Origin of the sequence: Brevibacillus laterosporus DSM 25 (assembly GCF_002706795.1) — a bacterium.
In the GTDB taxonomy this organism is placed as follows: domain Bacteria; phylum Bacillota; class Bacilli; order Brevibacillales; family Brevibacillaceae; genus Brevibacillus_B; species Brevibacillus_B laterosporus.
In genome coordinates this window covers 64,041-90,500 of the sequence record NZ_CP017705.1, presented here as the reverse complement: position 1 = coordinate 90,500, position 26,460 = coordinate 64,041, and the positions used below count along the sequence as shown (strand labels likewise).

The 26,460-nt window shown below is 39.9% G+C and carries 23 protein-coding genes and 1 riboswitch; of the genes, 21 read left to right on the top strand and 2 right to left on the bottom strand.

What is annotated here, in order from left to right; translation table 11 throughout:
- The first annotated feature begins 60 nt into the window (after positions 1-60).
- The 15 genes from BrL25_RS00440 (at position 61) to BrL25_RS00370 (ending at position 15,136) form a co-directional block, all read left to right on the top strand.
- The gene (locus BrL25_RS00440) at positions 61-684 is read left to right on the top strand and encodes a nitroreductase family protein (protein ID WP_018670486.1); all 624 of its coding nucleotides are present in this window, start codon (positions 61-63) and stop codon (positions 682-684) included.
- A 167-nt stretch (positions 685-851) separates the two neighbouring features.
- Positions 852-1,038, top strand: a riboswitch (cobalamin riboswitch).
- 155 nt (positions 1,039-1,193) lie between these two features.
- Positions 1,194-2,825: a nickel ABC transporter substrate-binding protein gene (nikA, locus tag BrL25_RS00435; protein WP_018670488.1), complete on the top strand. Its 1,632-nt coding sequence runs from the start codon at positions 1,194-1,196 to the stop codon at positions 2,823-2,825.
- A gap of 36 nt (positions 2,826-2,861) precedes the next feature.
- Entirely contained in the window at positions 2,862-3,800 is a 939-nt protein-coding gene (gene nikB / locus BrL25_RS00430) for a nickel ABC transporter permease (protein WP_018670489.1), read from the top strand.
- A 2-nt stretch (positions 3,801-3,802) separates the two neighbouring features.
- On the top strand, positions 3,803-4,633 hold the full coding sequence (gene nikC, locus BrL25_RS00425; RefSeq protein ID WP_018670490.1) for a nickel ABC transporter permease subunit NikC: 831 nt from the start codon (positions 3,803-3,805) through the stop codon (positions 4,631-4,633).
- Between the two features lie 15 nt (positions 4,634-4,648).
- Complete coding sequence (locus BrL25_RS00420) at positions 4,649-5,620, top strand: ABC transporter ATP-binding protein (protein WP_018670491.1); 972 nt, start codon at positions 4,649-4,651, stop codon at positions 5,618-5,620.
- A 17-nt stretch (positions 5,621-5,637) separates the two neighbouring features.
- Positions 5,638-6,438 (top strand): nickel import ATP-binding protein NikE, encoded by an 801-nt coding sequence (gene nikE, locus BrL25_RS00415; RefSeq protein ID WP_026315053.1) that lies wholly within the window; start codon positions 5,638-5,640, stop codon positions 6,436-6,438.
- A 596-nt stretch (positions 6,439-7,034) separates the two neighbouring features.
- A complete protein-coding gene (locus BrL25_RS00410) occupies positions 7,035-7,820 on the top strand; it encodes a thymidylate synthase (RefSeq protein WP_018670493.1) in 786 nt (261 codons plus the stop codon).
- A 20-nt stretch (positions 7,821-7,840) separates the two neighbouring features.
- Positions 7,841-8,317 carry a dihydrofolate reductase gene (locus BrL25_RS00405; RefSeq protein ID WP_206765453.1) on the top strand — a complete coding sequence of 159 codons (477 nt, stop codon included), beginning with the start codon at positions 7,841-7,843 and terminating at the stop codon, positions 8,315-8,317.
- 212 nt (positions 8,318-8,529) lie between these two features.
- A complete protein-coding gene (locus tag BrL25_RS00400) occupies positions 8,530-9,105 on the top strand; it encodes an RNA polymerase sigma factor (protein ID WP_018670495.1) in 576 nt (191 codons plus the stop codon).
- Entirely contained in the window at positions 9,095-10,198 is a 1,104-nt protein-coding gene (locus BrL25_RS00395; RefSeq protein ID WP_018670496.1) for a TolB family protein, read from the top strand. Before BrL25_RS00400 ends, BrL25_RS00395 begins: the two co-directional genes overlap by 11 nt.
- A gap of 11 nt (positions 10,199-10,209) precedes the next feature.
- Positions 10,210-12,516 carry a DUF8725 domain-containing protein gene (locus BrL25_RS00390; protein WP_018670497.1) on the top strand — a complete coding sequence of 769 codons (2,307 nt, stop codon included), beginning with the start codon at positions 10,210-10,212 and terminating at the stop codon, positions 12,514-12,516.
- Positions 12,516-13,442, top strand: coding sequence for an ABC transporter ATP-binding protein (locus tag BrL25_RS00385; protein ID WP_018670498.1), 927 nt, complete (start codon positions 12,516-12,518; stop codon positions 13,440-13,442). Before BrL25_RS00390 ends, BrL25_RS00385 begins: the two co-directional genes overlap by 1 nt.
- Positions 13,442-14,311 (top strand): ABC transporter permease, encoded by an 870-nt coding sequence (locus tag BrL25_RS00380; protein ID WP_018670499.1) that lies wholly within the window; start codon positions 13,442-13,444, stop codon positions 14,309-14,311. Before BrL25_RS00385 ends, BrL25_RS00380 begins: the two co-directional genes overlap by 1 nt.
- Before the next feature lie 66 nt (positions 14,312-14,377).
- Positions 14,378-14,569 (top strand): hypothetical protein, encoded by a 192-nt coding sequence (locus BrL25_RS00375; protein WP_018670500.1) that lies wholly within the window; start codon positions 14,378-14,380, stop codon positions 14,567-14,569.
- A 267-nt stretch (positions 14,570-14,836) separates the two neighbouring features.
- Positions 14,837-15,136, top strand: coding sequence for a DUF1292 domain-containing protein (locus tag BrL25_RS00370; protein WP_018670501.1), 300 nt, complete (start codon positions 14,837-14,839; stop codon positions 15,134-15,136).
- Positions 15,137-15,212: 76 nt separating this feature from the next.
- On the opposite strand, the gene BrL25_RS00365 is transcribed toward BrL25_RS00370, so the two are convergent.
- Positions 15,213-15,602 carry a YflT domain-containing protein gene (locus BrL25_RS00365; RefSeq protein ID WP_018670502.1) on the bottom strand — a complete coding sequence of 130 codons (390 nt, stop codon included), beginning with the start codon at positions 15,600-15,602 and terminating at the stop codon, positions 15,213-15,215.
- Positions 15,603-15,782: 180 nt separating this feature from the next.
- Here BrL25_RS00365 and BrL25_RS00360 point away from each other — a divergent pair, with 180 nt between their 5' ends.
- The 6 genes from BrL25_RS00360 (at position 15,783) to BrL25_RS00335 (ending at position 24,881) form a co-directional block, all read left to right on the top strand.
- Positions 15,783-16,529: a YebC/PmpR family DNA-binding transcriptional regulator gene (locus BrL25_RS00360; RefSeq protein ID WP_018670503.1), complete on the top strand. Its 747-nt coding sequence runs from the start codon at positions 15,783-15,785 to the stop codon at positions 16,527-16,529.
- Positions 16,530-16,937: 408 nt separating this feature from the next.
- On the top strand, positions 16,938-18,905 hold the full coding sequence (locus BrL25_RS00355; RefSeq protein WP_018670505.1) for a DNA gyrase/topoisomerase IV subunit B: 1,968 nt from the start codon (positions 16,938-16,940) through the stop codon (positions 18,903-18,905).
- Between the two features lies 1 nt (position 18,906).
- Positions 18,907-21,378 (top strand): DNA topoisomerase IV subunit A, encoded by a 2,472-nt coding sequence (parC, locus tag BrL25_RS00350; protein WP_018670506.1) that lies wholly within the window; start codon positions 18,907-18,909, stop codon positions 21,376-21,378.
- Positions 21,379-21,477: 99 nt separating this feature from the next.
- The gene (locus BrL25_RS00345) at positions 21,478-21,807 is read left to right on the top strand and encodes a hypothetical protein (RefSeq protein ID WP_018670507.1); all 330 of its coding nucleotides are present in this window, start codon (positions 21,478-21,480) and stop codon (positions 21,805-21,807) included.
- A gap of 69 nt (positions 21,808-21,876) precedes the next feature.
- Positions 21,877-22,206 carry a hypothetical protein gene (locus BrL25_RS26340; RefSeq protein ID WP_335638033.1) on the top strand — a complete coding sequence of 110 codons (330 nt, stop codon included), beginning with the start codon at positions 21,877-21,879 and terminating at the stop codon, positions 22,204-22,206.
- Between the two features lie 221 nt (positions 22,207-22,427).
- Positions 22,428-24,881 carry an AAA family ATPase gene (locus BrL25_RS00335; protein WP_018670509.1) on the top strand — a complete coding sequence of 818 codons (2,454 nt, stop codon included), beginning with the start codon at positions 22,428-22,430 and terminating at the stop codon, positions 24,879-24,881.
- 119 nt (positions 24,882-25,000) lie between these two features.
- On the opposite strand, the gene brnQ is transcribed toward BrL25_RS00335, so the two are convergent.
- A complete protein-coding gene (gene brnQ / locus BrL25_RS00330; RefSeq protein WP_018670510.1) occupies positions 25,001-26,347 on the bottom strand; it encodes a branched-chain amino acid transport system II carrier protein in 1,347 nt (448 codons plus the stop codon).
- Positions 26,348-26,460 lie beyond the last annotated feature (113 nt).

Genomic DNA, 26,460 nt, shown 5'->3' with positions numbered 1-26,460 from the left:
AACACTGTTCTTTCCTCCCCTGTAACCATTACGATACATACAATGAGAAGAGGAAATTACATGAGCGATTTTACAAACCTAGTGAAAAGTCGGCGTTCCGCAAATAATTTCATTGATGGGGTAGAAATTACCCAATCTGATCTTGAAGAGATCTTTACTTTAGTTAAATATGCTCCTTCTGCTTTTAATCTTCAACATACACACTACCTAGTCGTAACTGATCCCGTCTTGAAAGAAAAGATTTATGAATCTTGCAAGCAGTATAAAGTACATACATCTTCAGCAGTCATTTTGGTGTTGGGGAATCGTTACGCTTATCAAGGAGTGGAAAAAATAAATGAAGGAATGCACCATCTCGGAATTTTGAGTAAACAAGAGCTAGATCGTACAATTGAGACAGTTACAGGGGTATATGAGGGCAATGGCGAGTCATTTATGAAGGAAGATGCAATTCGCAATGCGAGTCTTTCTGCCATGTTGTTCATGCTATCGGCAAAAGATAAAGGATGGGATACGTGCCCGATGATTGGGTTTGATCCAAATGCTATTAAAGAAATTTTAGAAATTCCTGATGGATATGAAACAGTAATGATGATTACTATTGGAAAAGAAAAGATATCAAGTCAACGTCCACGTGGCTATCGTAAGCCGAATGGGGAGTTTGTAAGCTACAACGGTATGTAAGTTATAACATTGCTAAAGCTGTTCAATCGGACATGCTTTGGCAATGTTTTTTTAGGAGCTTAATTTGATATAGCATAAACTTGGAATAACGAATATAATTTGTTCTAGGTAAACTTTTTGTCCTAATTTCAAATTAATGGCATAAAGTGAATATTTCCATAAAAACTACATATGGGATTGGAATGGGTGTATTTGTTTCATAGCAAATACTTAAAAGGGAAGCCGGTGTGAATCCGGCACGGTCCCGCCGCTGTAAGGGGAGTCTTATGCAAAAAAGTCACTGGATCATATCTGGGAAGACGCATGGAGATGATGAACCTAAGTCAGAAGACCTGCCTATTCTAAAAATACTGTTAGACCTACGGGGAAATAGGGAGGTGTTAGAATGCTAGAAGACCAAATTGTTCTTAAACAATAGGCATTTCTGACCTTTTTAATCTGGTTGGCAATGTTTTTTTGTGTTTTAACATTTTTGGAATAATTCAATTTATAGATAAAGGTGAGAAAATATGTTTTTAAAACGATCTACATTTATCCCTACTTTTATTGGACTACTAGCGATTCTAACAATCATGATCGCTGGTTGCGGTAATACAACAAAAGATCAAGTAAATATATCAAATCAAGATCATTCAAAAGCTCTTACGTTTTCCTGGTCCGGAGATATTGGCGATTTAAATCCGCATACGTATTTTCCGAATCAATGGTTCTCACAAGCTATGGTATATGAATCTCTTGTTTACTACGGTGAAGGTGGAGAACTTAAGCCCTGGCTGGCCCAAAGCTGGGATGTATCAAAAGATGGAAAAGAATATGTGTTTCACCTAAGGAAAGATGTTACATTTTCTGATGGCTCACTATTTAATGCTACAATCGTCAAGAAGAATTTTGATACCGTTTTAGCTAATGCCCCACAACATGAATGGATGGAATTAATAAACCAAATTAAAAGCACAGAAGTAGTTGACGAATTTACGTTTAAACTGAATTTGAAAAAACCATATTACCCAACTCTTCAAGAGCTTACGTACATCAGACCTTTACGATTTGTAGGAGAAGCTGCCTTTCCTGACAGTCAAAACACATTTAAAGACGGACTCAAGGCTCCGATTGGCACAGGGCCGTGGGTGCTAAGCGAATATACGAAAAATGAAAAGGCTGTCTTTACAAGAAACGAAAAGTATTGGGGAGCTAAACCGAAAGTCGACAAGGTGATTGTTAAAGTCATTCCTGACGGTGAGTCTAGAGTATTAGCTTTTGAGAAAAAGGAAATCGATCTTATTTTTGGTAACGGGGTCATTAGCCAAGATTCGTTCCGATTTCTGAAGGACTCAGGAAAATATGAAACTAAATTATCAGAACCTACAGCTACAAGGGCACTACTTTTTAATACGAACAGAGAAGCGCTCAAAGACCGCAAATTACGGTTAGCTATCCAGCATGCTTTTAATAAGCAGGCTGTGATCGATCATATCTTTTACGGGACGGAAAGAAAAGCTGACACTTTGTTTGCACCTACCATTCCTTACACAAAAATTGATGTGAAACCGTATGAACACGATGAAGAAAAAGCGAAACAGTTATTGGATGAAGCGGGATGGAAACAAGTAAATGGAAAACCATTTCGGGAGAAGGATGGAGAAACATTACAACTGGAATTGATGTTTATTAGTTCAGACAACATTCAGAAGGCAATAGCGGAATATGTTCAAGGTGAGTTTAGCAAATTGGGGATCGATATTAAGTTGACTAGTAAGGAAGAAGAGAATTTTTGGGCTACAGCGAGTGAAGGCAGTTTTGATTTATTATTTACGGCTAGCTGGGGTGTCCCGTTTGATCCGCATTCCTATTTATCTGCTATAACAACACCTTCCGAAGGTGGAAGTCCGGATTACAAAGCTCTATTAGGGCTACCAGATAAGAAAGAATTAGATGGAAAAATCAAGGGAGTATTAGTAAGTACAGACGAAGCACACAGAATGAAGCTATATAAAGATATTTTAACTACATTGCACGAACAGGCTGCTTACTTACCAATTTCTTATCAGTCTAATATAGCGGTTTATCATAAAAATATGAGCGGTGTTAATTTCTTGCCTCAAGAATACGAGGTGCCTTTCACTACCATTGATTTTAAGTGAAGTGGGGATATGTAAAAACGACTGAAGGAGAACTAAATGGGTTGGTTTATTGTTAAACGTCTCACAAGTTTACTGCCAATATTATTTGGAATTTCTCTGATCACTTTTATTCTGCTCCACTTAACCCCTGGGGACCCAGCCGTAGCTTACTTGAGGGCGTCACATATTCCTCCAACAGATGAGGCAGTGGCATCCATCCGAGCAGAGCTAGGGCTGGACAAGCCCCTGTATATCCAGTATGTAAATTGGTTAGAAAAAGTGGTTCAATTGGATTTAGGGATATCTTATGTGTCGAAGAAATCGATATGGGATGAAATCGTGCTCCATTTCTTCCCAACAATACAACTAGCATTTGCATCATGCATCCTAATTATTGTTATTAGTTTACCTATAGGAATGATTTCTGCTCTTTATAAGGGGAAATTGATTGATCAGGTTAGCAGAATAATGGCCTTTGTTAGTGTCTCGATGCCTGCTTTCTGGCTCGGATTCCTATTCATCTATTTTTTATCGGTTAAGTTAGATTTATTTCCTGTATTAGGGAGGGGAACTTTTGCTCATCTAGTGCTTCCTTCCTTGACACTGGCTTTTCCTTATATCGGTACGTATATGCAATTGCTTCGCGCTAGTACGTTAGAAAACTTGAATGAGCCATTTGTAGTGTATGCGAGAGCGAGAGGGCTGAGCGAAAGAGTAATCATTAGCAGACATGTCTTTAAAAAGTCCTTATTACCCGTGTTAACTGGACTAGGCATGAGCCTTGGAAACATGTTAAGCGGAGCCGTTATTGTTGAAACCGTCTTTGCTTGGCCGGGTATGGGCTCTTTATTTGTTACTTCTATTTTACAGCGTGATTATCCGATGATTCAGAGCTGTTTATTGTTTATGGGTGTGATCTTTGTAGTCTGCAATCTCCTTGTGGATATTGCATATGCTTTCCTGGATCCCCGGATAAAATGGGAAGGAGAGCAATAAGCATGTTGAAAAATCTAAAGCAAAAGCTGCTGTCACAAAAGCTCATGATCATTTGCAGCATCATTATCTTCCTCATGATATTATTGGCTCTTTTTGCCCCTTTTTGGTCTCCTAATGATCCGAATCTGGTTGATATCACTCATAAACTGCAAGGCCCTTCCGCTACATTTCCGTTAGGGACCGATCATTTAGGGAGATGTATATGGTCTCGATTAATCTATGGGACACGAACCTCGCTGGGAACAGCTTTCCTTATCATGGGATTAACCATGACAATTAGTATTCCGATCGGTATTTATGCAGGCTTTAGAGGTGGTTGGGTTGATTATTTGTTCATGCGGATTTGTGATATTCTCATGGCATTTCCAAACTTGCTTCTGTCCTTAGCTTTGATTGGAATCTTGGGACCAGGTCTTGGGAATCTGATTTTAGCGATGGTGCTTGTCCAATGGGTTTTTTATGCTCGCATTATTCGGGGAATGGTACTTAGCGTTAAGGAGCAACACTTCATTTTAGCGGCTAAGGTATGCGGAACACCAAAGCTTGTCATTGTGCTAAAACATATCTTACCTACGATTATATCTCAAATAGTTGTATTAGCTTTTATGGACATCGGAGGAATTGTGTTAGCTATTTCTGGACTTTCATTTCTAGGTCTTGGCATACAGCCGCCAGAGGCAGAGTGGGGAATGATGATCAACGACAGTAAACCATTTTTTAGAAATAACCCATCCTTGATGTTGTACCCAGGTATGATGATCTTACTTGTCGTGATCGCTTTCAACTTGTTCGGAGAAGCCCTGAGGGATGCTTTAGACCTAAGAAGAAAATAGAAAGGAGGATGGAAGATGGGACAGCACCCCATTCTAACTGTTAACAATTTGAATATAGTTGTATCAACACCGCATGGGGTGACTCAGACTGTCAATGAGGTAAGCTTTGAAATAGAGGCAGGGAAAGTGTTTGGGCTTGTCGGAGAGAGCGGATCAGGAAAAACGATGACGTGCATGTCTTTATTAAATCTTTTACCCGATAAGGCAAAGGTGGTAGAAGGGAGCATCACGTTTAGAAATAAGGATATGTTAACTTGTTCAGTAGAAGACATAGGAAAAATACGAGGTAGTGAGATCGCTTTTATTATGCAAAATCCTATGACCGCCTTTAATCCTGTGCGGACAATTGGTCGGCATTTTATTGAAACACTGAGAACTCATTTGCCTATCACGAAGCGAGAAGCGCAGAAAATGGCTGTGGAGCATTTGGAAAAAATGGATTTGCCAAATCCAGAGAGTATATTGAAGCAATATCCATTTCAGCTAAGTGGCGGTATGCTCCAGCGTGTGATGATTGCGATCACGATGTCCTTACATCCATCTATCCTTATTGCGGATGAGCCCACGACAGCCCTCGATACGACTAATCAACTCCAAATTTTGAAACAGTTGGATAGGATAAGAAAAGAATGCGATACCGGTATTTTATTAGTATCACACGATCTAGGGGTAATTGCTCAGTTGGCTGACGAAGTGGCTGTAATGTATGGCGGGTATATAGTTGAGAAGGCACCAGTATGGAAGTTATTCAATCACCCGATGCACCCATATACCCGTGTCTTGTTACAAGCCAGACTGGGATTAACGAGAAGGAGGGTAAAGAGTGCAAAACGTGTTAGCGTTTCTCCTCCCACTCCACCGAATAGAGACAATATATGCCCATTTTTAGATCGATGCGAGGATGCAGATCACATTTGTGCAACTAGCAAGCTTGAATGGAAGGAATATGAAAAAGATCATCTAGTACGATGTGTAAAATTACGATAAAGTTGGGTGAAAGAAGAGTGAGTCTGCTTGAGTTGAAAGACATAAAGAAAACATACTTGCTTGGTAACTCCGTTTGGAGGAAGCGTAAAACGGTTGAAGCTGTAAAAGGTGTTTCTCTAACGCTGGAAGAAGGGGTATGTCTAGGGCTTGTTGGCGAAAGCGGGGCAGGAAAGAGTACTCTTGGCAAAATTATTCTGGGGCTTGAAAAGCCTGATCAGGGAGAGGTCTGGTTTCAGGGAAAGGACCTTTATCGTTTAAAAGAAAAAGAATTAAAGGAGGTACGGAGAAATCTGCAGGTTGTCTTTCAGGATTGTTATAGCGCTGTAAACCCACGATTAACGATAAGAGAGATTATTGCTGAACCGTTACGAAATTATGAAAGGCTTACGGCTACTGAAGAGATACAGAAAGTACAGGGCCTTTTGGAGACAGTTGGATTATCTCCGGAAGATATGTATAAATACCCTCACCAGTTTAGTGGAGGGCAATTACAGAGAATAAATATTGCTAGAGCTATTGCATTAAGACCGAAGCTAATCATACTTGATGAGGCCGTAAGTGCTTTAGACGCTCTTGTACAAGTACAAATCTTACATCTTTTAGCAGAATTAAAAGAAGAGTTTCAACTTTCCTATCTCTTTATCTCTCATGATTTACAGGCTATAAATTACATAGCGGACTGTATAGGGGTGATGTATAAGGGTGAGATTGTTGAATGGTTAGATGATATGGAACAGCCTGAAAGCTTACAACATCCTGTTTCTAAAAAAATAATGTCCTCCGTGTTATATCCTGATCCGGGATTATCTGGGGTGTAAAACATAGGTGTGTGACAGGGAGGGATAGAGTTTTTTGAGCGAGCAAGAAATTTAATCTATCTAAGAGAGTTTCAGGTTAGGTAAAAAATAATATGTATTATATTTATTTTTGACAAGCACCTTTTTGAAAGCGGTTCTCATAATGTAAATATCGTCCTTTTAACAAATAAGGTCGAAACTCTCTTTCATCTACCTTACGTACACCTGTTGAATTTGGATTTTTTCCTTCAAGAATTTTCTTTCGAATTACTTTTTGTTGTTTCTGTAACCATACATTCTTTAACTCTTATTTTGTTATTTTGTACTAAGTTTAGGTAATTATTATTTTTTTGTGGATGATAGTCTAATAGTGAAATGTTCGGTTATACTATCGTGAAAATATTTTCAATATTCTGCCTTATTTTGAATTCAAGATAATTAAGGAAAAGGAACGAGGTCTTTTTGTTCGGCAATATTAAAATGCCACCATTCGAAGCAAATAAAATACTAGCTTTTTTTACTAGTGTTTGGTCACAAAGAGGATTAGGCGAAAAGCTTTTCAAGAACGTAATGTTTCGTTATACTGTCTTAGAGTTTGTAAGAAGGACGTGAACAAGATGAGTCAAGCAGATATACAATACCTTGCTTTAGTGGAAGATATTTTAGAAAACGGATATTATGACAACAATCGCACAGGAATCCCCACAAAGAAACTGTTTGGTCAGCTACTAAGCTATGATTTACAGAAAGAATTTCCAATTTTGACAACCAAATTCGTTGCGTTTAAAACAGCTGTCAAAGAATTGCTATGGATTTACAAGCATCAAAGTAATGATGTGAGGCTGTTGCAAGAGATGGGTGTACGTGTATGGGATGAATGGGCTAAAGAGGACGGAACGATCGGTAAAGCATACGGTTATCAAATTGCTAAGCACAAGCAGATAGACAAGCTAATCGATGGCCTCAAAAACGATCCCCAAGGACGCCGACATATTATTAGTTTATGGGACATGAATGATTTAGAAGAAATGGCCTTGCAGCCATGTGCCTTTCAAACCATGTGGGATGTTACGGACGGTTATTTAAACTGTACTCTTGTACAGCGTAGCGGTGATATGGGCTTAGGAATTCCGTTTAATACTACTCAGTATGCTGTGCTTATTCATATGATTGCGCAAGTCACAGGTCTAAAGCCAGGAAAATTCCAGCATTATATTAATAATGCACATATCTACGAAAATCATTTCGAAGGCTTGCGTACCCAATTAACTAGAGAAGCTTATCCTGCTCCTAGCTTTTGGATTAACCCGGAGATCACCGATTTTTATGATTTTACACCAGATGATGTGAAATTAATCGATTATAAGCATCAGCCAAAAATTGCCATGGAGGTGGCTATTTAGTGCTATCAAGCATTTTTGCTATGGGGCAGAACCGTGTTATTGGTCGAGATAACCAGCTACCATGGCGATTACCAGAGGATCTAAAGTATTTTCGCCGTATCACAACTGGTCATGCTATCATCATGGGGCGAAAAACGTATGAATCTATTGGGAAGCCCCTACCTAATCGACGCAATATCGTGCTGACGACGCAAGCAAACTATGAGGCGGATGGCTGTGAAATCGCTCATTCGATTGAAGAAGTTCTTGCGATGATAGATAGTAAAGAAGAAGCTTTTATTATTGGTGGGGCAAAAATTTATAAGTTGCTTTTGCCCTACACTAGTAAAATGTATATTACTCAGATTCAGCAGGAGTTCAAGGGAGATGCCTTTTTTCCTACGTTTGATGAATCTGAATGGACACTAGTTGAAGTGACACCTGGTGTACAAAACGAAGAGAATCCATTTCAGTATGAGTTCCAAATATATGTTCGGAGTGTAACGGATTGTCAATAGTCTGAGGACGAACCTCTAGTAATGTTAACTGCCAAACATCTTTGCTCCCTGTATTTGACTGGGAACAAGGATGTTTTTTTCTGTGTGTTTCTTTTTTTTTGCTTATGTATAAGAAAAAATGCATATTTTACACTTTTTTTGTTTATGCCTGTGACCTTTTTCGGATATGATGCGTCAATTGGAGTAGAAACAAACAGTGTGGAGGAAGAGGGATGGTAATGGCCGTAAAGCAGGACGGTAAGGAAAATCCGTCTGTTGCGATAGAGACTGATTACTATGAAGCGAGAGATTTCCCAGAGCTATATGATGAATATTTTGATCGAGTTAATCGTTATTTACGATGTCGTGTACATAGTTCGTGGGATGCAGATGACTTGACAACCAGCGTATTTTTAAAAGCTCTGGAGAAATTTGATCAATATAGCCGTAGAAGCCCATTTGCATCTTGGATTTTTCGTATCGCTCATAATACGTTTATTGATTTTGTTCGTAAGATACGTGAATACCCGACGGAAACAGAAGAATTATTGTTTATTGAAGCAGATGATGAGTATCAACCGGAATTGCGTGTTTTATCTAAAGAAGAAATGACTTTATTACGGACAAGGTTAAATATGTTATCACAGGATCAGCGTGATGTTTTGACGCTTCGGTTCTTTGCTGATCTAAAAATTTCACAGGTTGCAGAAGTGTTAGCTAAAAGTGAATCGTCCGTTAAGATGATCTCTCACCGCGGAATAAAAGTCTTGCAGAGTTTGTATGAGGAAGGTGATCGCCATGAAGGATGATCTACGTAGTGCATCAGATCAGACAAATGAACATGAACAGACCGTGGTTGAACTCTTGTCACATTTAAGTGATATGCGTAAGGCGGTTCCTGTTAACTATCGATTAAAAGAAGATTTGAAACGTAAATTAATGGAGCAAATGCAAGGGCAAAAACAACCGCATCTTACGATAGTCCGTCAGGAAGAAATAAAGCACAATGATCAAAAGAGGATCAATCGAAAAAGAGGTTGGTATATGCTAGGGGGGGTAGGAACAGTTGCTTTGGCTGCTTTTTTGTACGTAAACGTGGCTCAGGCAGATGTTGATCTTGCCATTTCGAAGTCACCAATCAGCATTCCTAAGCTGTCTACTGATTCGGCAGTGCTATCCTCAGATTTACAGGTTGCCTATTTGCAAGCCGATAATAAGTTGCACATTATAAGTGGATATGACAGTGAAATAGATACTCCTATTGAACTTCCTCAACAAATTGGTACGTATGACTCCATTGCATGGAATTCTACAAATACGAAACTGGCACTGACAGAAAACAGTCAGGATAAAGGGAAATTGTGGGTTTTACAACTTAATCAGAGTAAAGAAAAGAGTTATGCACCGAGACTTTTATTGGAGCAGGAGAACCGTCCAGTAATTGACCCTGCATTTGATCCTAAAGATGAATTTTTAGCTTATACAGTATATAAGCAAGATAAACCTGAGGTTTGGGTGACCAATCTGCGTACCTTTGGAAAAGAGAAGGTAGCAAACGGTTCAAAGGCGGCTTGGTCTCACAATGGTCGTTATCTCTCTTTTGAACAAAATGGAGAGGTGTGTATTTATGATCGACAGACAGGGGAAATCAAGGAAAAAGTGAGAGGAAGCTCACCGTCATGGTTTTCAGCTAAGCAACTTACGATTCTTTCACCAGACGGCGTTATGTTGATGGGTACGATGGATGAAACTATCAAAAACTGGAAAAAAGTAAAACTCCCAGCTGGTATTCAGAAAGAATCGGTAAAGAGGGCTGAATGGACTAGTGATGGAAAGCATCTCTTAATAGTCAACTCTGATCAACAAGGGTTTATGTTTACGCCGCTTGATTTACAAAAATAGGAGGAAAACATATGTGGAAATGGCTGGTAGCGATTACACTCGCTTTCATGGGATTTCAACTTCCTGTTGCGTATGCGGCGGACAGAATTGAAATGAAAACGAAGATTCCATTTGCTGATATAACGAGTCAGGATAATTTGATTCGCGTCCATGCAGATATTACGAATAACGGTGATGCAGTCACAGGTGAGCTACGGTTTTCGATTGAGGAGCTTAATTCAAAGAAAATGGTACTTCCTTACGTAAAAGAGATTACTGTCCAAAAAGGGGAAACAAAACATGTTTTCTTCGATCTACCAAGTGAAGAGATTATAAATAATAGCCGTACATTACAACTGGAGTTTTATCAAGGCAATCAATTGCTTGCTAAGGTGACACCAAACTATCAAGGTAGAGAAAAGCAGTCGGATCAAGTAACGGTTGTTGTCCTTGATCAACACGAAAATAGTATGCAATTCTTAAACCAAGTAAGACAAGAGGGTGCTGGAGACAGTAATAAAGAAGCTGAGTATGCAAATGGGGCTAACTGGAAGAGTATGCTGGTTAGTAATGTGATTCCGGAAGAGCTGCCCACTGAAGCTCATGTACTAAGTAATATCAATATGTTAGTAATTGGAGATATTTCAGCAAATAGCTTACCTTCGGATCAGATAAACAAAATAAAAGAGTGGGTATATGCTGGAGGGAACCTTTTGGTTTCCGCTGCTACTCCTCCAGAAATATTAGACTCTTTTAAAGAGTGGATGCCAGCTTTGACCAAGCAGCCAGGAACCACAAAAGATCTGTCTACCTTCACCGAAATAAGTAAAAAATCAGCTTTGCCTGTTCAACAAATAACAGTGTATAACAAGTCATTACCATTGTTTTCGACCCAAAAAGTGGGCTTAGGCAAGTTGTTTTTTGCTAACTATGATGTCAATGCACAGCCATTGGCTTCGTGGGATTTCAACCGTCAGCTTTGGAGTAAGCTAGTATCTCAATATGAACTAAATAGCCAAGTGAGTTTTCCTTATCTGAATCGAAATCCTAACTATTATAATTTGGCAAATCACATTCCAGGGATTCATGTACCGTCCGCTTCGGTGTTATTTTTCATTTGGATCGGATATGTACTATTAATTGGGCCTATCCTGTATGTGCTGTTAAAACGTAGGGACCGTCGAGACTGGGCATGGGGAATTATTCCTGTTTCAGCCCTAGTAGTTAGTGTTGGAGCACTTTCTTTTGGAAAAAATTTAATAGCTCCAAGTGATAAGCTGTACACTGTAAACCAAATTATCTCGATAAAACCAGATTTAGCGATAATAAAATCGGATGCAACTGTTTTGAAGCGTTCTGGGGGAGCAGTTACCTTGGATACTAAAGATGGGTTAATTGTTCCGGGAAATCTTTTACAATACACGGAAAAAAACAAAAACAAATATGCCTATACCATTCGACAAAACGATCGTGGGCAATTTCAAACAACGATTAAGCAAATCCCATATATGACTCAAAAGTCAATCAATGGGGGAGGTTTGGTTAAAGATGTTGGCCAAATACAAGCTGATTTGATTTTTGAACAAGATCATATCAAGGGAACGATAACGAACAAGAGTATTTTTGATTACCAGGAGTTGTATCTAACAATGGGGAATCGGAGAATGGAGCTGGGCTCTCTTGCTAAAGGGGAGACTAAGCAGATAAATGAAGAGATTAAACCATTTTATAAACAAGATTTCTCTTTAGAAGACATGGCCTATCCTACTCAAAATGAGCGGCAAAAAGCCATGCTGTACGACAATTCACTGCAAGCAATGGGCAGTGTCAACGGAATGAATTTGGTAGGTGTAAGCAATAGCCCATATCAGGTCTTTACTGCATCTGAACAAGGCTTTGTACAAGATTACCTTACCTTTGTTCAACAACCAATCCTGTTAAAAGATGCTCAAACCAATCACATTACGTATCCATATGGAACATTAGGGGTTCAGATTCTTAGTACGGAAGGTAATGTAAGTCGAGAGGATCATGATGAAGTTACTATGTATAATGGAAAAGTAACGTATGGATTACAAGTACCATCCAATGTGGAATTAACGAACGTGATGGCTCCACTAGATAATTTCGCTTATCAATATTTGAAGAAAGCAGTGTATCATGCAGCTTCTCGTGAGTGGAAAGTCCTTGATAGTAATAGCGCATTACAGTTAAAAGACAACCCAAAAGAATATGTCAATACGGAAGGATTTATATTGATCAGATTCATTTATGAAGGAGATTCACCTGTCTCCATTCCACAACCTGTCTTCCAGTTGGAAGGAAAGGAGAAACAATAATGATACAGACGCAGAATCTCTCCAAACAATATGGGAAGTTTGAAGCCCTAAAGAATGTGAATCTATCCATTCAAAAGGGGAGCGTTTATGGGTTTATTGGGCCAAATGGTGCAGGCAAGAGTACGACGATGATGATTCTTGCTACTCTCCTACCAGCTACCAGTGGAAAGGCTTATGTTGGCGGATATGATGTAGAGAAGGAGCCTAGGGAGGTTAAACAGCTCCTAGGCTACATGCCTGACTTTTTTGGTGTTTATGATAATTTAAAAGCTACAGAATACCTTGATTTTTATGCAAGGGCATATAATATTCCAGCCCGAAACCGTTCCAACTTAGTAGCTGATCTGTTAGATTTGGTTAATCTCAGTAATAAAGCTGATGCTTATGTCGATCATTTGTCACGTGGAATGAAACAGCGTCTTGGTTTAGCGCGTTGTTTAGTTCATAGTCCAGAAATTCTTATTTTGGATGAACCTGCTTCAGGATTGGACCCACGGGCACGCATTGAAATGCGAGAAATCTTAAAGAAATTACAAGGAATGGGCAAAACAATTCTAATTAGCTCTCATATCTTGCCTGAACTAGCAGAGCTCTGCGACGAGATTGGCGTCATCGAAAAAGGTCAGCTCATTGCAAATGGAGCCGTTAACGAAGTGAGCACAGAGACACGCGGTATCTCTATTATGCAAGTAAAAACGTTGGGTAACGTAGAGCTTGCAGAACAAATCCTACATGCCTCTCCTTTTGTGAAACGCTTAGATAACAAAAACAGTCATTTCCGTTTTCACTTTACTGGTACACCAGAAGAGAAGGTTATTTTACTACAGCAGTTAATACAGGCGAACATCCCTGTAACACATTTCGCAGACTCACAAGAAAACCTGGAAGATGTGTTCTTAGCTATTACGGAAGGGGTGGGCAACTAATGGGGAATTTTTTTGGTAATCCGCTTATTTCCAAAGAATTGCGAGAGAGATTTCGCTCTAAAAGGTCAATCTGGATTCTGTTTAGCTATCTAATGGTTTTTGGTGCTGTACTGCTGGGGTATTTAACCATTATGGAGAAAACTAACACGTTTTTTTTAGGAGAGGGAGATGATCTATTTTTGGCAATGTCCGCTCTGCATTATGCCTTGATTTGTTTTATTGCGCCGGCATTAGCAGCGGGAACAATTAGTGGTGAAAGGGAAAGGCAGACCCTTAATATCCTATTAACCACTCAATTATCGCCACGACGGATTATTTTAAGCAAGCTGGTTACATCCCTGTCTTTTATGTTTCTCTTAATTATGGCTTCTCTGCCTCTGTACAGCTTTGTATTCTTGTATGGTGGGGTATCGCCATCTCAAATTTTTAGTATCATTCTCTTTTTTGCTATCAACATCCTGTTTTTTGGCTCGTTAGGGATTTTTTGTTCAACATGGGTTAAACGAACCGGTGTAAGTACGATTATTGCATATGGAATTGCCTTTTTCTTTGTGGTAGGTACAGGGTTTCTCTTATACTTTTTGGTAGCGATTTTGCATTACTGGTATCCTGACAGTAATGGAATAGAAAATTTTTTCCTAATAAAGTGGTTAACCTATATTAATCCATGCATAGTCGGTTCACGTATTCTTGGCATGACGCATTTCTCTTCTGTATCGAGCAGTGAAGATTTTTATTGGGGCTATTTCGCAAGCTTTTATCTAGTGCTAAGTGTCAGCTTATTATGCTGGTCTGCATACTTATTAAAGCCAGTGCGCCGTCCCTGGACACGAAAACAAGAGAGCAACGGTGAAAGCGCTAGAGAATAGCCTAGCTTGGTGGATTCATGCTATACTACCCAAAGAATGGCTGAGAGAATGCAGGGGGTAATAACCATGGGACAACAAAATAATCAACAAGATGTACAAGTGTTAGACTATGAAGAGATGCTGCAATTCGTAGAAAGAAAACTTGCTGAAGGCGGCATGAAAGTAGGACGCCAAGAGATTATTGCAATCTTGGAAGCGGAGGAAGCTTTTCTGATTGAAAAAGGAGTCATTGAAGAGATTCCCTACGAGGCTAATTAGTTTACGTTTGTAACAGAGCAAACAGTGGTAGATAGATGGATGAGGCCGTCTCCCCAGAAGGAGACGGTCTTTTATGTTAAAGAACTTCTCATAGACTTTTCCTAAAAAGCAAGGTATGCTAAGAAAGGTGTCGGGGAATACTGGATGGGACTAGCTAAATGAGCTAGTATCTAGCATGTTATGTTACTCCACACTAAACATATGAGTTGCTGTCTGAATGGACGACGATACATAACCTAAGCGAATAAGAGCAGGAGGCATATACACATGGAAAACGAAAAAGATTTGGCTTTAGGTGATATCATCACACTTGACGATGAAAATGGCGAAGAAATGGGCGATTTTGAAGTAATCGCGATGTTTGAATTAAATAACAAACAATTTGTTGCACTTACGGAAGCAACCGAAGAAGACGAGATTGATGAAGAAGGCGAAATCGACATTTATGTGTTTGGTATTGAAGAGGGAGAACTAGTTCCATTGCTAGAAGAAGAGGAAGAAGCTGCTCATGCGAAATTGCATGAGACAATGGAAGGCATTGAACTAATTGACCGTACTCACGAGTAAAAGAACCATGTAAAAATGTGATAAATCAAAACCCGGAGCTACTCTCTACTCCGGGTTTCTTGCTGGTTTGAACACCCTACTGATTATATAGCGTATTCATTTCAATAATATTATCTTTTAAATCATGCACAGCCAAGATGCAGGTTTTATCCGTTTCTTCCAGTTCTCGAACTAGGGCTGAGGCTTCGTCTTTGGTTAGTCCAATATGTTCGAGCTTAGAACGTAATTCCTTCCCACCATTGTCAAAAAAATTGGCTTTGCCGTCGATATGGCCTTTTGCTTTTTCAAAATGAGTACTATATTTGTAAAAATTGTCGCGTTGATTGGAATGATTTTTATCAGGATTCCATTTCAACACATAAATGTCATCTTTAGCATAACCAGATGAATTGAGTGCCTCAATGTCAGCCACCAGATGCTCGTCGTACTTATGCAGCTTTACAAACGGTTTCGTTGCACTTAGCACAGGTTCATCCTCCTCGCAAATAGGTATGGGTTCACTATCTAGCTTACCCTGTAATTATGTCTTTACCCTTGCCATCTTTGTGGCAATCAGACGAGCTAGCCTTGTACGAATCGTTACTTTTTGCTAGAATAAGTTATTATTTCATACCCAAGCAGACATTTCTGGTGAGGAGAGTTTCACATGCCAAAGTTTAAGTTATTTGCAGGAAAAAAAGGTGCAGCCGATCAAAAGAAAAACAATCAATATGTTAAGTTAGCTCGTCAAATTTATGTAGAAGCTAGAAACGGCGGACCTGACCCCAATGCAAACCTGAAACTAAAAGCAATTATTGCCAATGCACGAGCTATTAATATGCCCAATGACAATATTGAGCGTGCGATTAAAAAAGCTACGGACAGTGGCCAAGGGGATAATTACGAAGAAATCCGTTATGAAGGATATGCTCCAGGCGGCGTAGCTGTTATCGTAGAATGCTTGTCTGATAATCGAAATCGTACAGCCGCTGACGTTCGCTCTATTTTTGGTAAACGCGGTGGTAATATGGGTGAAACAGGCTCTGTAAGCTTCATGTTTGACCGTAAAGGTGCGATTGTTATTGACCGTGAACAATTTGAAGTTGATGAAGATACAATGCTGATGCAAGCCCTAGAAGCTGGTGCAGAGGATTTGATCGTGACAGAGGAAGAATACGAAGTCATTACGCATCCTCACGAAATGGAGCAAGTAAAGCAGGCTTTGGAAGCAGAGGGATACAAATTTGCCAATGCTGAAGTACAGTGGATTCCACAAAACACTGTCAAGGTTGCAGGCGAAGATGCTGAAAAAATCCTGAAGATGATGGAAGCATTTGAAGAAAATGACGACGTGCAAAATGTGTATGCGAATTACGACATCGATAAAGAAGAGCTGGAACGTATTCAAGGCTAAGTCTTTCAGCCATCTTGTCCAAACGGCAGGGTGGCTGTATTTATCTATAAGAAACGAACTAATGTTCCTGTCTTTTAGAAAGTTAGATGTACATAAGAGGCTTATTTTTTGAAAGAGCTGGGTTGCAAAAAAAAATACATATGAAAAAGCAGGAAGAACGTTACCTTTGTTAGAAAGGGATAAAGATGGCTATTTTTCTACAAGAATAGAGAAAATCAAGATAAAAGGTGAAATTTTCCTGTATGCAGGTTTGTTACTGTGGAACAACAAGCAAAATACATGTATAGTAGCAACTATGTAAGAGCTTTCATGTAAAAGAGTTTTTTCTTTTCATGAAATGAGATAAAATAGCGATTAGGTATTCGCTTGAGGAACGTTGATTGCGAGTGTGTAAGAGGGGAGAACAGAATGGCTGATAATCGAGCACTATCATATACCGAAGACGATATTCAGGTCCTGGAAGGCTTGATCGCCGTACGTAAAAGACCTGGTATGTATATAGGCTCCACCGGATCACGCGGTTTGCACCACTTAGTGTGGGAGATCGTGGATAATGCTAAAGATGAAGCTTTGGCTGGCGTGAACGATCGTATTATTGTCACTCTTTATCCGGATGGTAGCGTAAGTGTGGAGGACCACGGTCGCGGTATACCAACAGGTATGCATAAATCTGGACGTCCAGTGCCAGAGGTCATTTTTACCACGCTTCACGCAGGTGGTAAATTTGGCGGTGGCGGGTATAAAAAAAGCGGTGGTTTACATGGAGTTGGCTCCAGCGTCGTTGTTGCTTTATCTCGCTGGCTAGAAGTAGAAATCCACCGAGAAGGGAACATTTATAAACAACGCTTTGAATACTTGGTGGACAAGAATGGACAGGAACTTGTAGGTAAAGCGGTAACGGGCCTTGATATTGTAGGAAAGTCTAAGCGTACAGGGACAACCGTAACGTTCCAACCAGATCCGGAGGTATTTACAACCACTAAATTTGATTACGAAACCTTGCGTGACCGCTTCCGTGAAACAGCTTTTCTGTTGAAAGGCTTACGCATGGTGTTAATTGATAAACGTACGTCAGAGACACGTAAAGAAGAATTCTATTATGAAGAAGGCATTAAATCATACGTAGAGTATTTAAACGAGGGAAAAAACGCTCTCCATTCTGTTGTTTACTTTGATGGAGAGAAGGATAATGTGTACGTAGAGTTAGCCTTCCAATACAATGATGGCTATACTGAGACACTAGCTTCGTATGTAAATTCGATCCCTACAAATGATGGTGGAACGCATGTCACTGGCTTTAAAAATGCCACCACAAGGATTTTTAATGACTTTGCCCGCAAGAAAGGGTATATCAAAGAAAAAGATCCTAATTTGACCGGGAATGATTTACGTGAAGGTTTTCTAGGTGTGTTATCCCTGCAAATGTCTGATGTTCAGTTTGAATCACAAACGAAAGACAAATTGGGTAATGAAGAAGCACGTACCATTGTAGAACAGATTATCTCGGAAAAATTGGGCTTTTTCCTAGAAGAAAATCCGGAAATCGCTAAGCTATTAATTGATAAAGCATTAAAATCGATGCAAATTCGTGAGGAGCTTCGCAAACAAAGAGAAGCGTTGCGCGGGGACAAAAAGGGGAAGGGTACTAAGAAGCGTAAATCCATTTCTGAAAAATTTGCACCACCTCAATATAAAAATCCGAGTATTAATGAGCTTTTCCTAGTTGAGGGTGATTCGGCAGGGGGATCTGCTAAGCAAGCTCGTAACTCCGAATATCAAGCGATTTTTGGTTTGAAAGGAAAGCCGTTGAACACGGAGAAGGCTAAATTATCCGATGTTTTATCTAACGAAGAGTTCAGAACGATTTTAGAAGTGCTGGAGACAGATATCGGTGAAGAATTTTCCATAGAAAATTGTGCGTTTGATAAAATTATTATCATGTCAGACGCAGACGTGGATGGTTCGCATATCCAAGCGCTGTTATTAACCTTCTTCTTCCGATATATGCAGCCGCTTATTGCCTCTAATAAGCTTTATATTGCTCAGCCACCTCTTTATCAAGTAGCTAAAGATGGTGGAAAAGGCAAGAAGGGTGCAGAATCCTATTATTGCTGGGATGATGAAGAACTGGACATCGCTCTGAAAAAGTTAGGTAAAGGGGCAAAAATTACGCGTTATAAAGGCTTAGGTGAGATGAACCCAGATCAATTATGGGAGACGACAATGGACCCTGAGAACCGGAAGTTAATCCAAGTGTCTCTTGCAGATCGGGCTCACTGTGAAAAATTAATTACGGTTTTAATGGGCGATAAAGTCCCTCCTCGCCGTGAATGGATCGAAACCCATGTCACATTTGAAGTAGGAGAGGATGAGTAGCATGTTTTCTAATCGTTTAATTGAACAAAGCTTTGCAGAAATCATGGGAAAACGTTTTGGGGATTATGCCAATTTGGTTATCCTCTCACGCGCCATTCCAGATGCTCGCGATGGCTTAAAGCCGGTACAACGCCGGATTTTATATTCGATGTACGAAGAGAATAACACCTTTGATAAACCATACCGTAAAGCAGCAAAAACAGTTGGTTCCGTGATGGGTACCTACCATCCACATGGGGATGCCTCCATTTATGAGACTATGGTACGAATGGCACAATGGTGGAAGATGCGCCATGTGCTAATTCAAGGTCAAGGTAACTTTGGTAGCCTTGATGCCGATCCTCCAGCTGCGATGCGATATACCGAGGCACGCTTATCTGCACTGGCTAATGAATTATTGCGAGATATTGAAAAGGATACGGTACCTTTTATCCCGAACTATGATAATTCTACGGAGCAGCCTGCTGTTTTACCAGCACGGTTCCCTAATTTGCTGGTGAATGGAGCTTCTGGTATAGCTGTAGGTTTTGCTACGGATATCCCTACACATAATCTCGGAGAAGTAATTGATGCTACGATCGCAATGATGCGTAAACCGTCCATTACGACTGATGAGCTTATGGAATACGTCAAAGGCCCAGACTTCTCTAATAGGGGCATTGTCCAAGGCGTATCCGGTATTAAAAAGGCATTTGAGACCGGTAGAGGTCAGTTTATCATTCGTGGACGCGCTGATGTTGAAGAGGCCAAAGGGAACAAGCATAAGCGTATTGTGATTAGTGAGATCCCATATGACGTTGTTAAGTCGAAGCTAGTGGCTCAAATTGATGAGCTAGTTATGGAACGTAAGATTGAAGGTGCACTAGCTGTTCGAGACGAGACTGGGCGTAAAGAAGCTGAGCTAAAGAAGGTACGTGTCGTAATCGATCTGAAGAAAGAAGCTGACGCCCAAGCGATACTACATTATTTATATAAAAATACCGATTTACAGATTTTTTATAACTACAACATGAATGCTATTTATGAGGGCACCATCAAGCAGATGGGCCTCAAGCACCTACTGGATGCCTATATTTCACATCAAAAAGAGATGGTGACACGTCGATCTCAATTTGATCTAGACCGAAAAGAAAATCGTCAGCATATCGTCGAGGGATTAATTCATGCTAAGTCAATCCTTAGACAAATAGTAGATTCTATTATGGATTCGGAAGATCGTGCGGATGCCAAAAAGAATATTATTGATAAGTTTGGTTTTACTGAACTTCAAGCAGACGCTATTTTAAACATTCAACTAGCTTCTCTGACACGAATTGATATTGTAAAGCTTGAGAAAGAGCTACAGACGCTTGCGAAGGAAATAGAGGAGCTAAAAGCTATTCTAAGTAGTGAGAAAAAGCTAATTTCTGTTCTGGTTGCTGAGTTAAGTGAAATTAAGAAAAAATATAGTGAGCCACGTATGACCGAGATTCAGGGTGAAATTGAGGAAATTAAACTCGATTTATCGATGCAAATCCAGGTAGAGGATTGTATTGTGACAGTAACGCATGAAGGGTATGTTAAACGAGTTAGCCCACGTTCCTTTAAATCAATGGGTGGTTCTATTGAAACCTGCGGGGTAAAGGAAGGGGATAAGGTACGGACCTTCTGTGAAACCAATACTTCTCATACAGCACTATTTTTTACTCAGGATGGTAAATATTTCGCTATTCTGGTAAACGATATTCCTGATGCAAAATGGAAAGATATCGGGACAGCGCTGGTGAATGTGCTTTCTCTGGAGAAGGGGCAAAGAATTGTCGCTGTACATATTGTTGATAGCTTTGACAAGCCATTATATGTTTGCCATTCAACAAAAAGCGGCTTACTTAAAAAGACGGCGCTAAAAGAGTATGGAACCAACCGATCTGGTGCAGTAGTTGCTATTAAATTAAAGAGTAGTGAAGATCAAGTAAATCATGTTCATTTGATTAACGATGAGGGAGCGTTTGTTGGCGTCACGCAGGATGGCATGGTTATCCGCTTTTTACAAACGGAGGTATCGCCAACAGGTCGAGCTTCAAGTGGTGTCAAAGCGATTAACTTAGCAAAAGACGACCAATTAATTGACCTGCTGGTTACTGATATAGAAGATAATCGTGTCTTGCGAGTGTTAACTACAGAAGGAGTAGTGAAACGTACTTCCATTGCTCAAATTCCACTACAGGGTCGAGCTGGTAAAGGCTTACTTCTGATCCGCAGAAGAAAAATGAATCCGCATCAGATCAAGGCGATTTTGTTGGAAGACCCCAATTCCCCTAAGTGGATTCTTGTCACAAAACGTGGAGATTTGATACCTGTAGAAGCAGATCAAGTGCCGATATCGGAACAGGGTGGAATTGGTCGCACAGTTGTTGAAGAGGCTTATGACCACGTTTTGTTAGAAGCCACAATTCCATCACATGATGAAAAAGAGTCGGATGACGAAGGATAAATGGAGTCAGCAATACAAACGATTACTTTTTCATCCAACTAAGATTAGCAGCCAAGAGAAATCCTTATACGGGAACATCATTGAAGGGATGACGGAGAAATGTTAAAACCATTTGAGCGGTTTACAAGTGAATTGAACTGGCAACAGGTATCATTATTGCTTGATACCGTAATGTATTTTGAAGATGCTTTAAAATATCTATCAATTCCGAGTCAGTCAGGGGAATCAATTTCTGTACCTTTGCATCCTGAGACGTTACGATTAATGTTAGAGGAATTTGAGGAAGAGCAAGCGTTCGAGAAGAAACTCGTGACGTTTGATTTTGCCTGGACGAATGAAGAAGAGAGCCAAGGCCTTGTGTACGTTACATTGCCGTCAGGAAAAGAATTAACGCAACGAACCAATATAAAGGATTTTTCAATGGTATAAAAAAGACAGAGCACAAGAGGTAGTAAAGCAAATAAGCCGTTGTCCAAACCGTGGACAGCGGCTTTTGCAATGTACGATAGAAAAATAGCTTATTTCCGGGGGAATGAACTCCTTTCATTAGTTACTCAGAACAAAGGTAAGGGAAGTCGTAATGCTTTTTTCAAAGCTGGACAAACTAAAGCTGAGGTGATTATCGTGGAAAAAAGTATGAACGTAAACGGAAGAGAATTTCATTTTGCAACGACATATGATGGAGATTCTCAATATGATGTACAGGTGCGTAGTGGAGTAAAGATTGTCAGCTCATTTAAAATATATGCTGAATCTGAGCAGGATGTATTCCCAGCAGCATTAGCGCATATGGAGTCTGATATCGAAATGGGAAATTTGCAACTATAATAATGTGATATGCGGCATTTTGAGCACACACAAACAAGCATGAATAGATGAAAGTGATTGCTTTCTACAGAACGGTTATGTATTGTACAACAGAAGCCCGGAGTGAAGGATAAGCCGGGTTTTTGTTGTGGGTAAAAGAGCTGATCAGTTATCCCCTTTCTTTTTAGTTAAAAAAGTGATACAACAAGGAAAGGGAGCAGATAACGGAGGACTATATAACGATGAATATAAGAGAAGAGCAAACATGGATAGATAAAGTGAAAGAATGGCAAAAAACAGATGGAAATTCGTTGCTTGTGACAGAAGTAGAGGCAATTCATACCTTGCAATATATAGAAGAAAAACGAGAACAACTACTACATATTCTCAAACAGGATTCTGACGATGAGAAAGAGCAAAAACAGATGGTAGGAGCAGATCAAATTGAACTGGATCAAGCAGAGGCAACAGTACTTACTATCCTAGCTCAGATACGTTGGAGGAAGACACAGCAAATTTCGTTGGTAGAGGAATGGCTAAAAAAAGCGAGGAAATTGGATCCAGATAACCAACAAGCAGCTTCTTTACAAGCAGAAATATATCTGCATTCTTTATTGCAATCCTTAAAAGAAACAGCTCAATTTCCTACTATTCGCGAGACTGACAATGCAGCTACACGCAAAAAAGTGACGGCTCAATTCGTTATCCAGATTCAAGAACGTCTTGACGATTTGGTTAATTGGGAGGATATGTTACAAGCAGGTACGCAAGCTGCCCAGCTTTCTATGAATACCCTACTTCAGCAAAAATATAAGTCTTTGCGTGAGGGTACATTGGAGCTAGAGGAAGCATTAATCTTGTTGCATAAGGAGGCGCAGAAGTATGCCGACTCCGTACAAGGATTATTTTACTCTTCCGAATTGTTGGCTCGACTTCAGCAAGCCAATAAAAAATTGCAGGAGATTGAGCAATCAATTCGTGAACAACTCACACCTACACAAGCAGAAGTAGACTTACAAGATCATATTCCAGCGATGGAACAAATTGATCAATTAGTGGGTTTAACCGATATGAAAAAGAGGGTAAAGCAACTCGCGCAATTTTTACAGTACCAGCGAATCCGTACAGAAAAGGGCTGGGAGTTGGCCGATCCATTGGAATTACACGCTGTATTAATGGGGAATCCTGGTACGGGGAAAACGACATTGGCACGCCTTTTAGCCACACTTTATCATGAATTAGGCTTATTAGAACGGGCAGAAGTAATAGAAGTTGATCGATCTCAGTTAGTGGGTGCATATGTAGGTCAATCAGAACAAAGAACGATGGAAGTGATTAAAAAAGCGGTAGGCGGTGTTTTGTTTATTGATGAAGCCTACAGCTTAAAACGAGCAGAGTCCAGCGATAGTGATTACGGGCAGGTTGTGATTGATACGCTTGTTTCTGCAATGACAAGCGGTGAGTATAGTGGTAAGTTCGTACTCATATTAGCAGGGTATCCAGAAGAGATGCGAAACTTCCTACGGGCAAACCCTGGTTTACGAAGTCGTTTCCCGGAAAGTAATCACTTTACGTTGCCTGACTTTACGACAGATGAGTTATTACAAGTAGCCGAGCAAGTGGCAGAGCGTAATGATTTCATTCTACGTCCTGATACTAAAATTTCTATTCAGCAGCGCTTAGAGAAAGAGAGGGTTGATGAAACCTTTGGGAATGCTCGTACTGCCAAGAATATCATTTTAGATGCTATCTTTGCCAAAGGGAGTCATGTAGTCGATACAGAAGTAATTAGAATTCCTGATTTTACAATCCTTACACCAGTTGATGTAGAAGCCAATTCATCGTGTAAAGAAGTAAAAATCAATAATCTTTCCGCAAAACAACGATTGGATCAAATGATAGGACTTGTGGAAATGAAAGCTGAATTAACCAAGGTGGCTGCATTTGTGTCTATTCAGCGTTCGCGTCAAGAAAATGGTTTGCCAGCTGTTCCTGTCGAATTGCATGCTGTGTTTACGGGTAATCCAGGAACAGGAAAAACGACGGTAGCACAATTATATGCACAAATATTACAAGAAGTAGGCTACCTCAAGCGAGGGCATCTCGTAACAGTTGGTCGTGCTGATCTTGTGGCAAACTATGTTGGGCAGACAGCAAGTAAGACTAAGCGGAAAATTAAAGAGGCTCTAGGTGGTGTCTTATTTATTGATGAAGCCTATGCATTGATGTCTTCTAGTGAAAATGATTACGGGCAAGAGGCTGTGAATACGCTGGTTGAAGAGATAAGCAAGCACGGTGAAAATTTGGTTGTTGTCCTAGCAGGTTATCCATACGATATGCAAAAATTTATCGATAGCAACCCAGGTCTTTCCTCACGGTTTAAAAAGTATTTCCGATTCCCCGATTATACAGCTTCCGAGCTTTTATCGATTATTACACAATTTATTCAGGACAATAGCTATGAGGTAACGGATGAAACGCAAGAACGCCTAGCAGAGCAATTAGGAACGTGGAGTGAACAGGGAAGAATCAAAGGTAATGGGCGTTTTGCTAAAAATATGGTGCAAGAAGCAATGCAGGAGCAGGCATTACGACTAGCAGCAGAAGAAAAGTCAGATTGGACAAAAGAGGATTTAAGCTTACTGACATGGGAAGATTTTAGTAAAGCTATTGAGCGTATGTTATCGACAAAATGATGGAAAAAGACAGGGACCTGTGAGCGTACCCCTGTCTTTTTTTACTGAATATATGAGAAGCGAAGAGGAAATCGTTCCTTTACTAATCGCGTTGGTACTTATTGTTAGAAGCATCTATATTAATCGGTTTGAGTGGAAGGATTCACGCGATCTTGAGATTTCAATGAACCTACTATATAACCGATAATCGCTCCTAGAATCGCTGGAATAACCCAGCCGATTCCAACTGAATATAAAGGAAGAATTTGCAACCATTCTGTAATCTTACCCAAGGTAAAACCAAAGGCATGCAAGCAATCCACTAGACTAATGATTCCAGCGAGCAGAACACTATATACATATACCTCTTTATATCCTTTTATTTGTTTATGAATCAGAGATAAAAGGATCAGTACGATTGCAATTGGATATAATCCGGCCAAGACAGGTACTGAGTAAGAAATAATTTGATTTAAACCTAAGTTAGCAACTATTAAGCTAAATACACATAAAATGCTAATTGCAACTTTATAGCTCAAGGCAGGAATAAGAGTAGAGAAAAATTGACCGCACGCTGTAATAAGCCCAATCGAAGTTGTTAAGCATGCTAAGGTAATAGCGGTGCCAAGCAACACGACGCCCGATTGTCCAAACAAATAGGCTACAACCGTTGTTAAAATTTGGCCACCATTAGTAGAGACACCTAATATAGAGCTACCAGCTCCCAAATATGCTAAAGCCATATATACAAGGGCTAAGGCAACTCCGGCAATGGAACCTGCTTTAACTGTAGCCATGGTAATGCTCTTTTTATCCGTAATTCCTCGACTTTGTATAGAAGAAATCACGACAATTCCGAAAACTAAGGCACCTAATGTATCCATAGTTAGATAACCTTCGAGGAATCCCTTGAAAAATGCATTGTTCATGTAGGCTTCTGAAGGTACAGGAAAATCACCTAACGGCTTAAAAATACTCCGAACAAACAATATTGCGATAATTAGCAATAGTGTGGGTGTTAAGACTTTTCCGATGCGATCGACCAACTTTGTAGGATTCAGACATAGCCAGAACGTAATTGCCATATAGACGATCGAATATAAAAGCAAAGGTAAGCTGCTTCCCTTTAGAGAGTCCGACAGCAAAGGACTAAGACCAATCTCATAGGCAACGCTAGCTGTTCGCGGAATTCCAAAAAAAGGACCAATAGCAAGATATATTAGAGTAGGAAAAATAATACCGAATAGCGGATGAACCCGACCTGCAATAACCTTTAAATCGCCTGATGTTGTTGCGGTGGCAGCAACTGCTAAGATAGGAAGACCTACTCCAGTTAATACAAATCCGAGAATGGCTATCCAGACGCTTGTCCCAGCCGTTTGTCCTAGTAAAGGAGGAAATATCATATTGCCTGCTCCGAAAAATAGAGCAAACAGCATCAATCCAATTGTGACTGTTTCTTTCTTTGATAATTGCTTTTGTTTCATAAGGTAGGTAGACTCCTTGCAATAGATTTCTTATTCAATTAATTTATCACACATTGAAAAAAGCATACGTGTTAATTTTTTTAATAATGTTACCGTTTTGTGAATAAAATCTG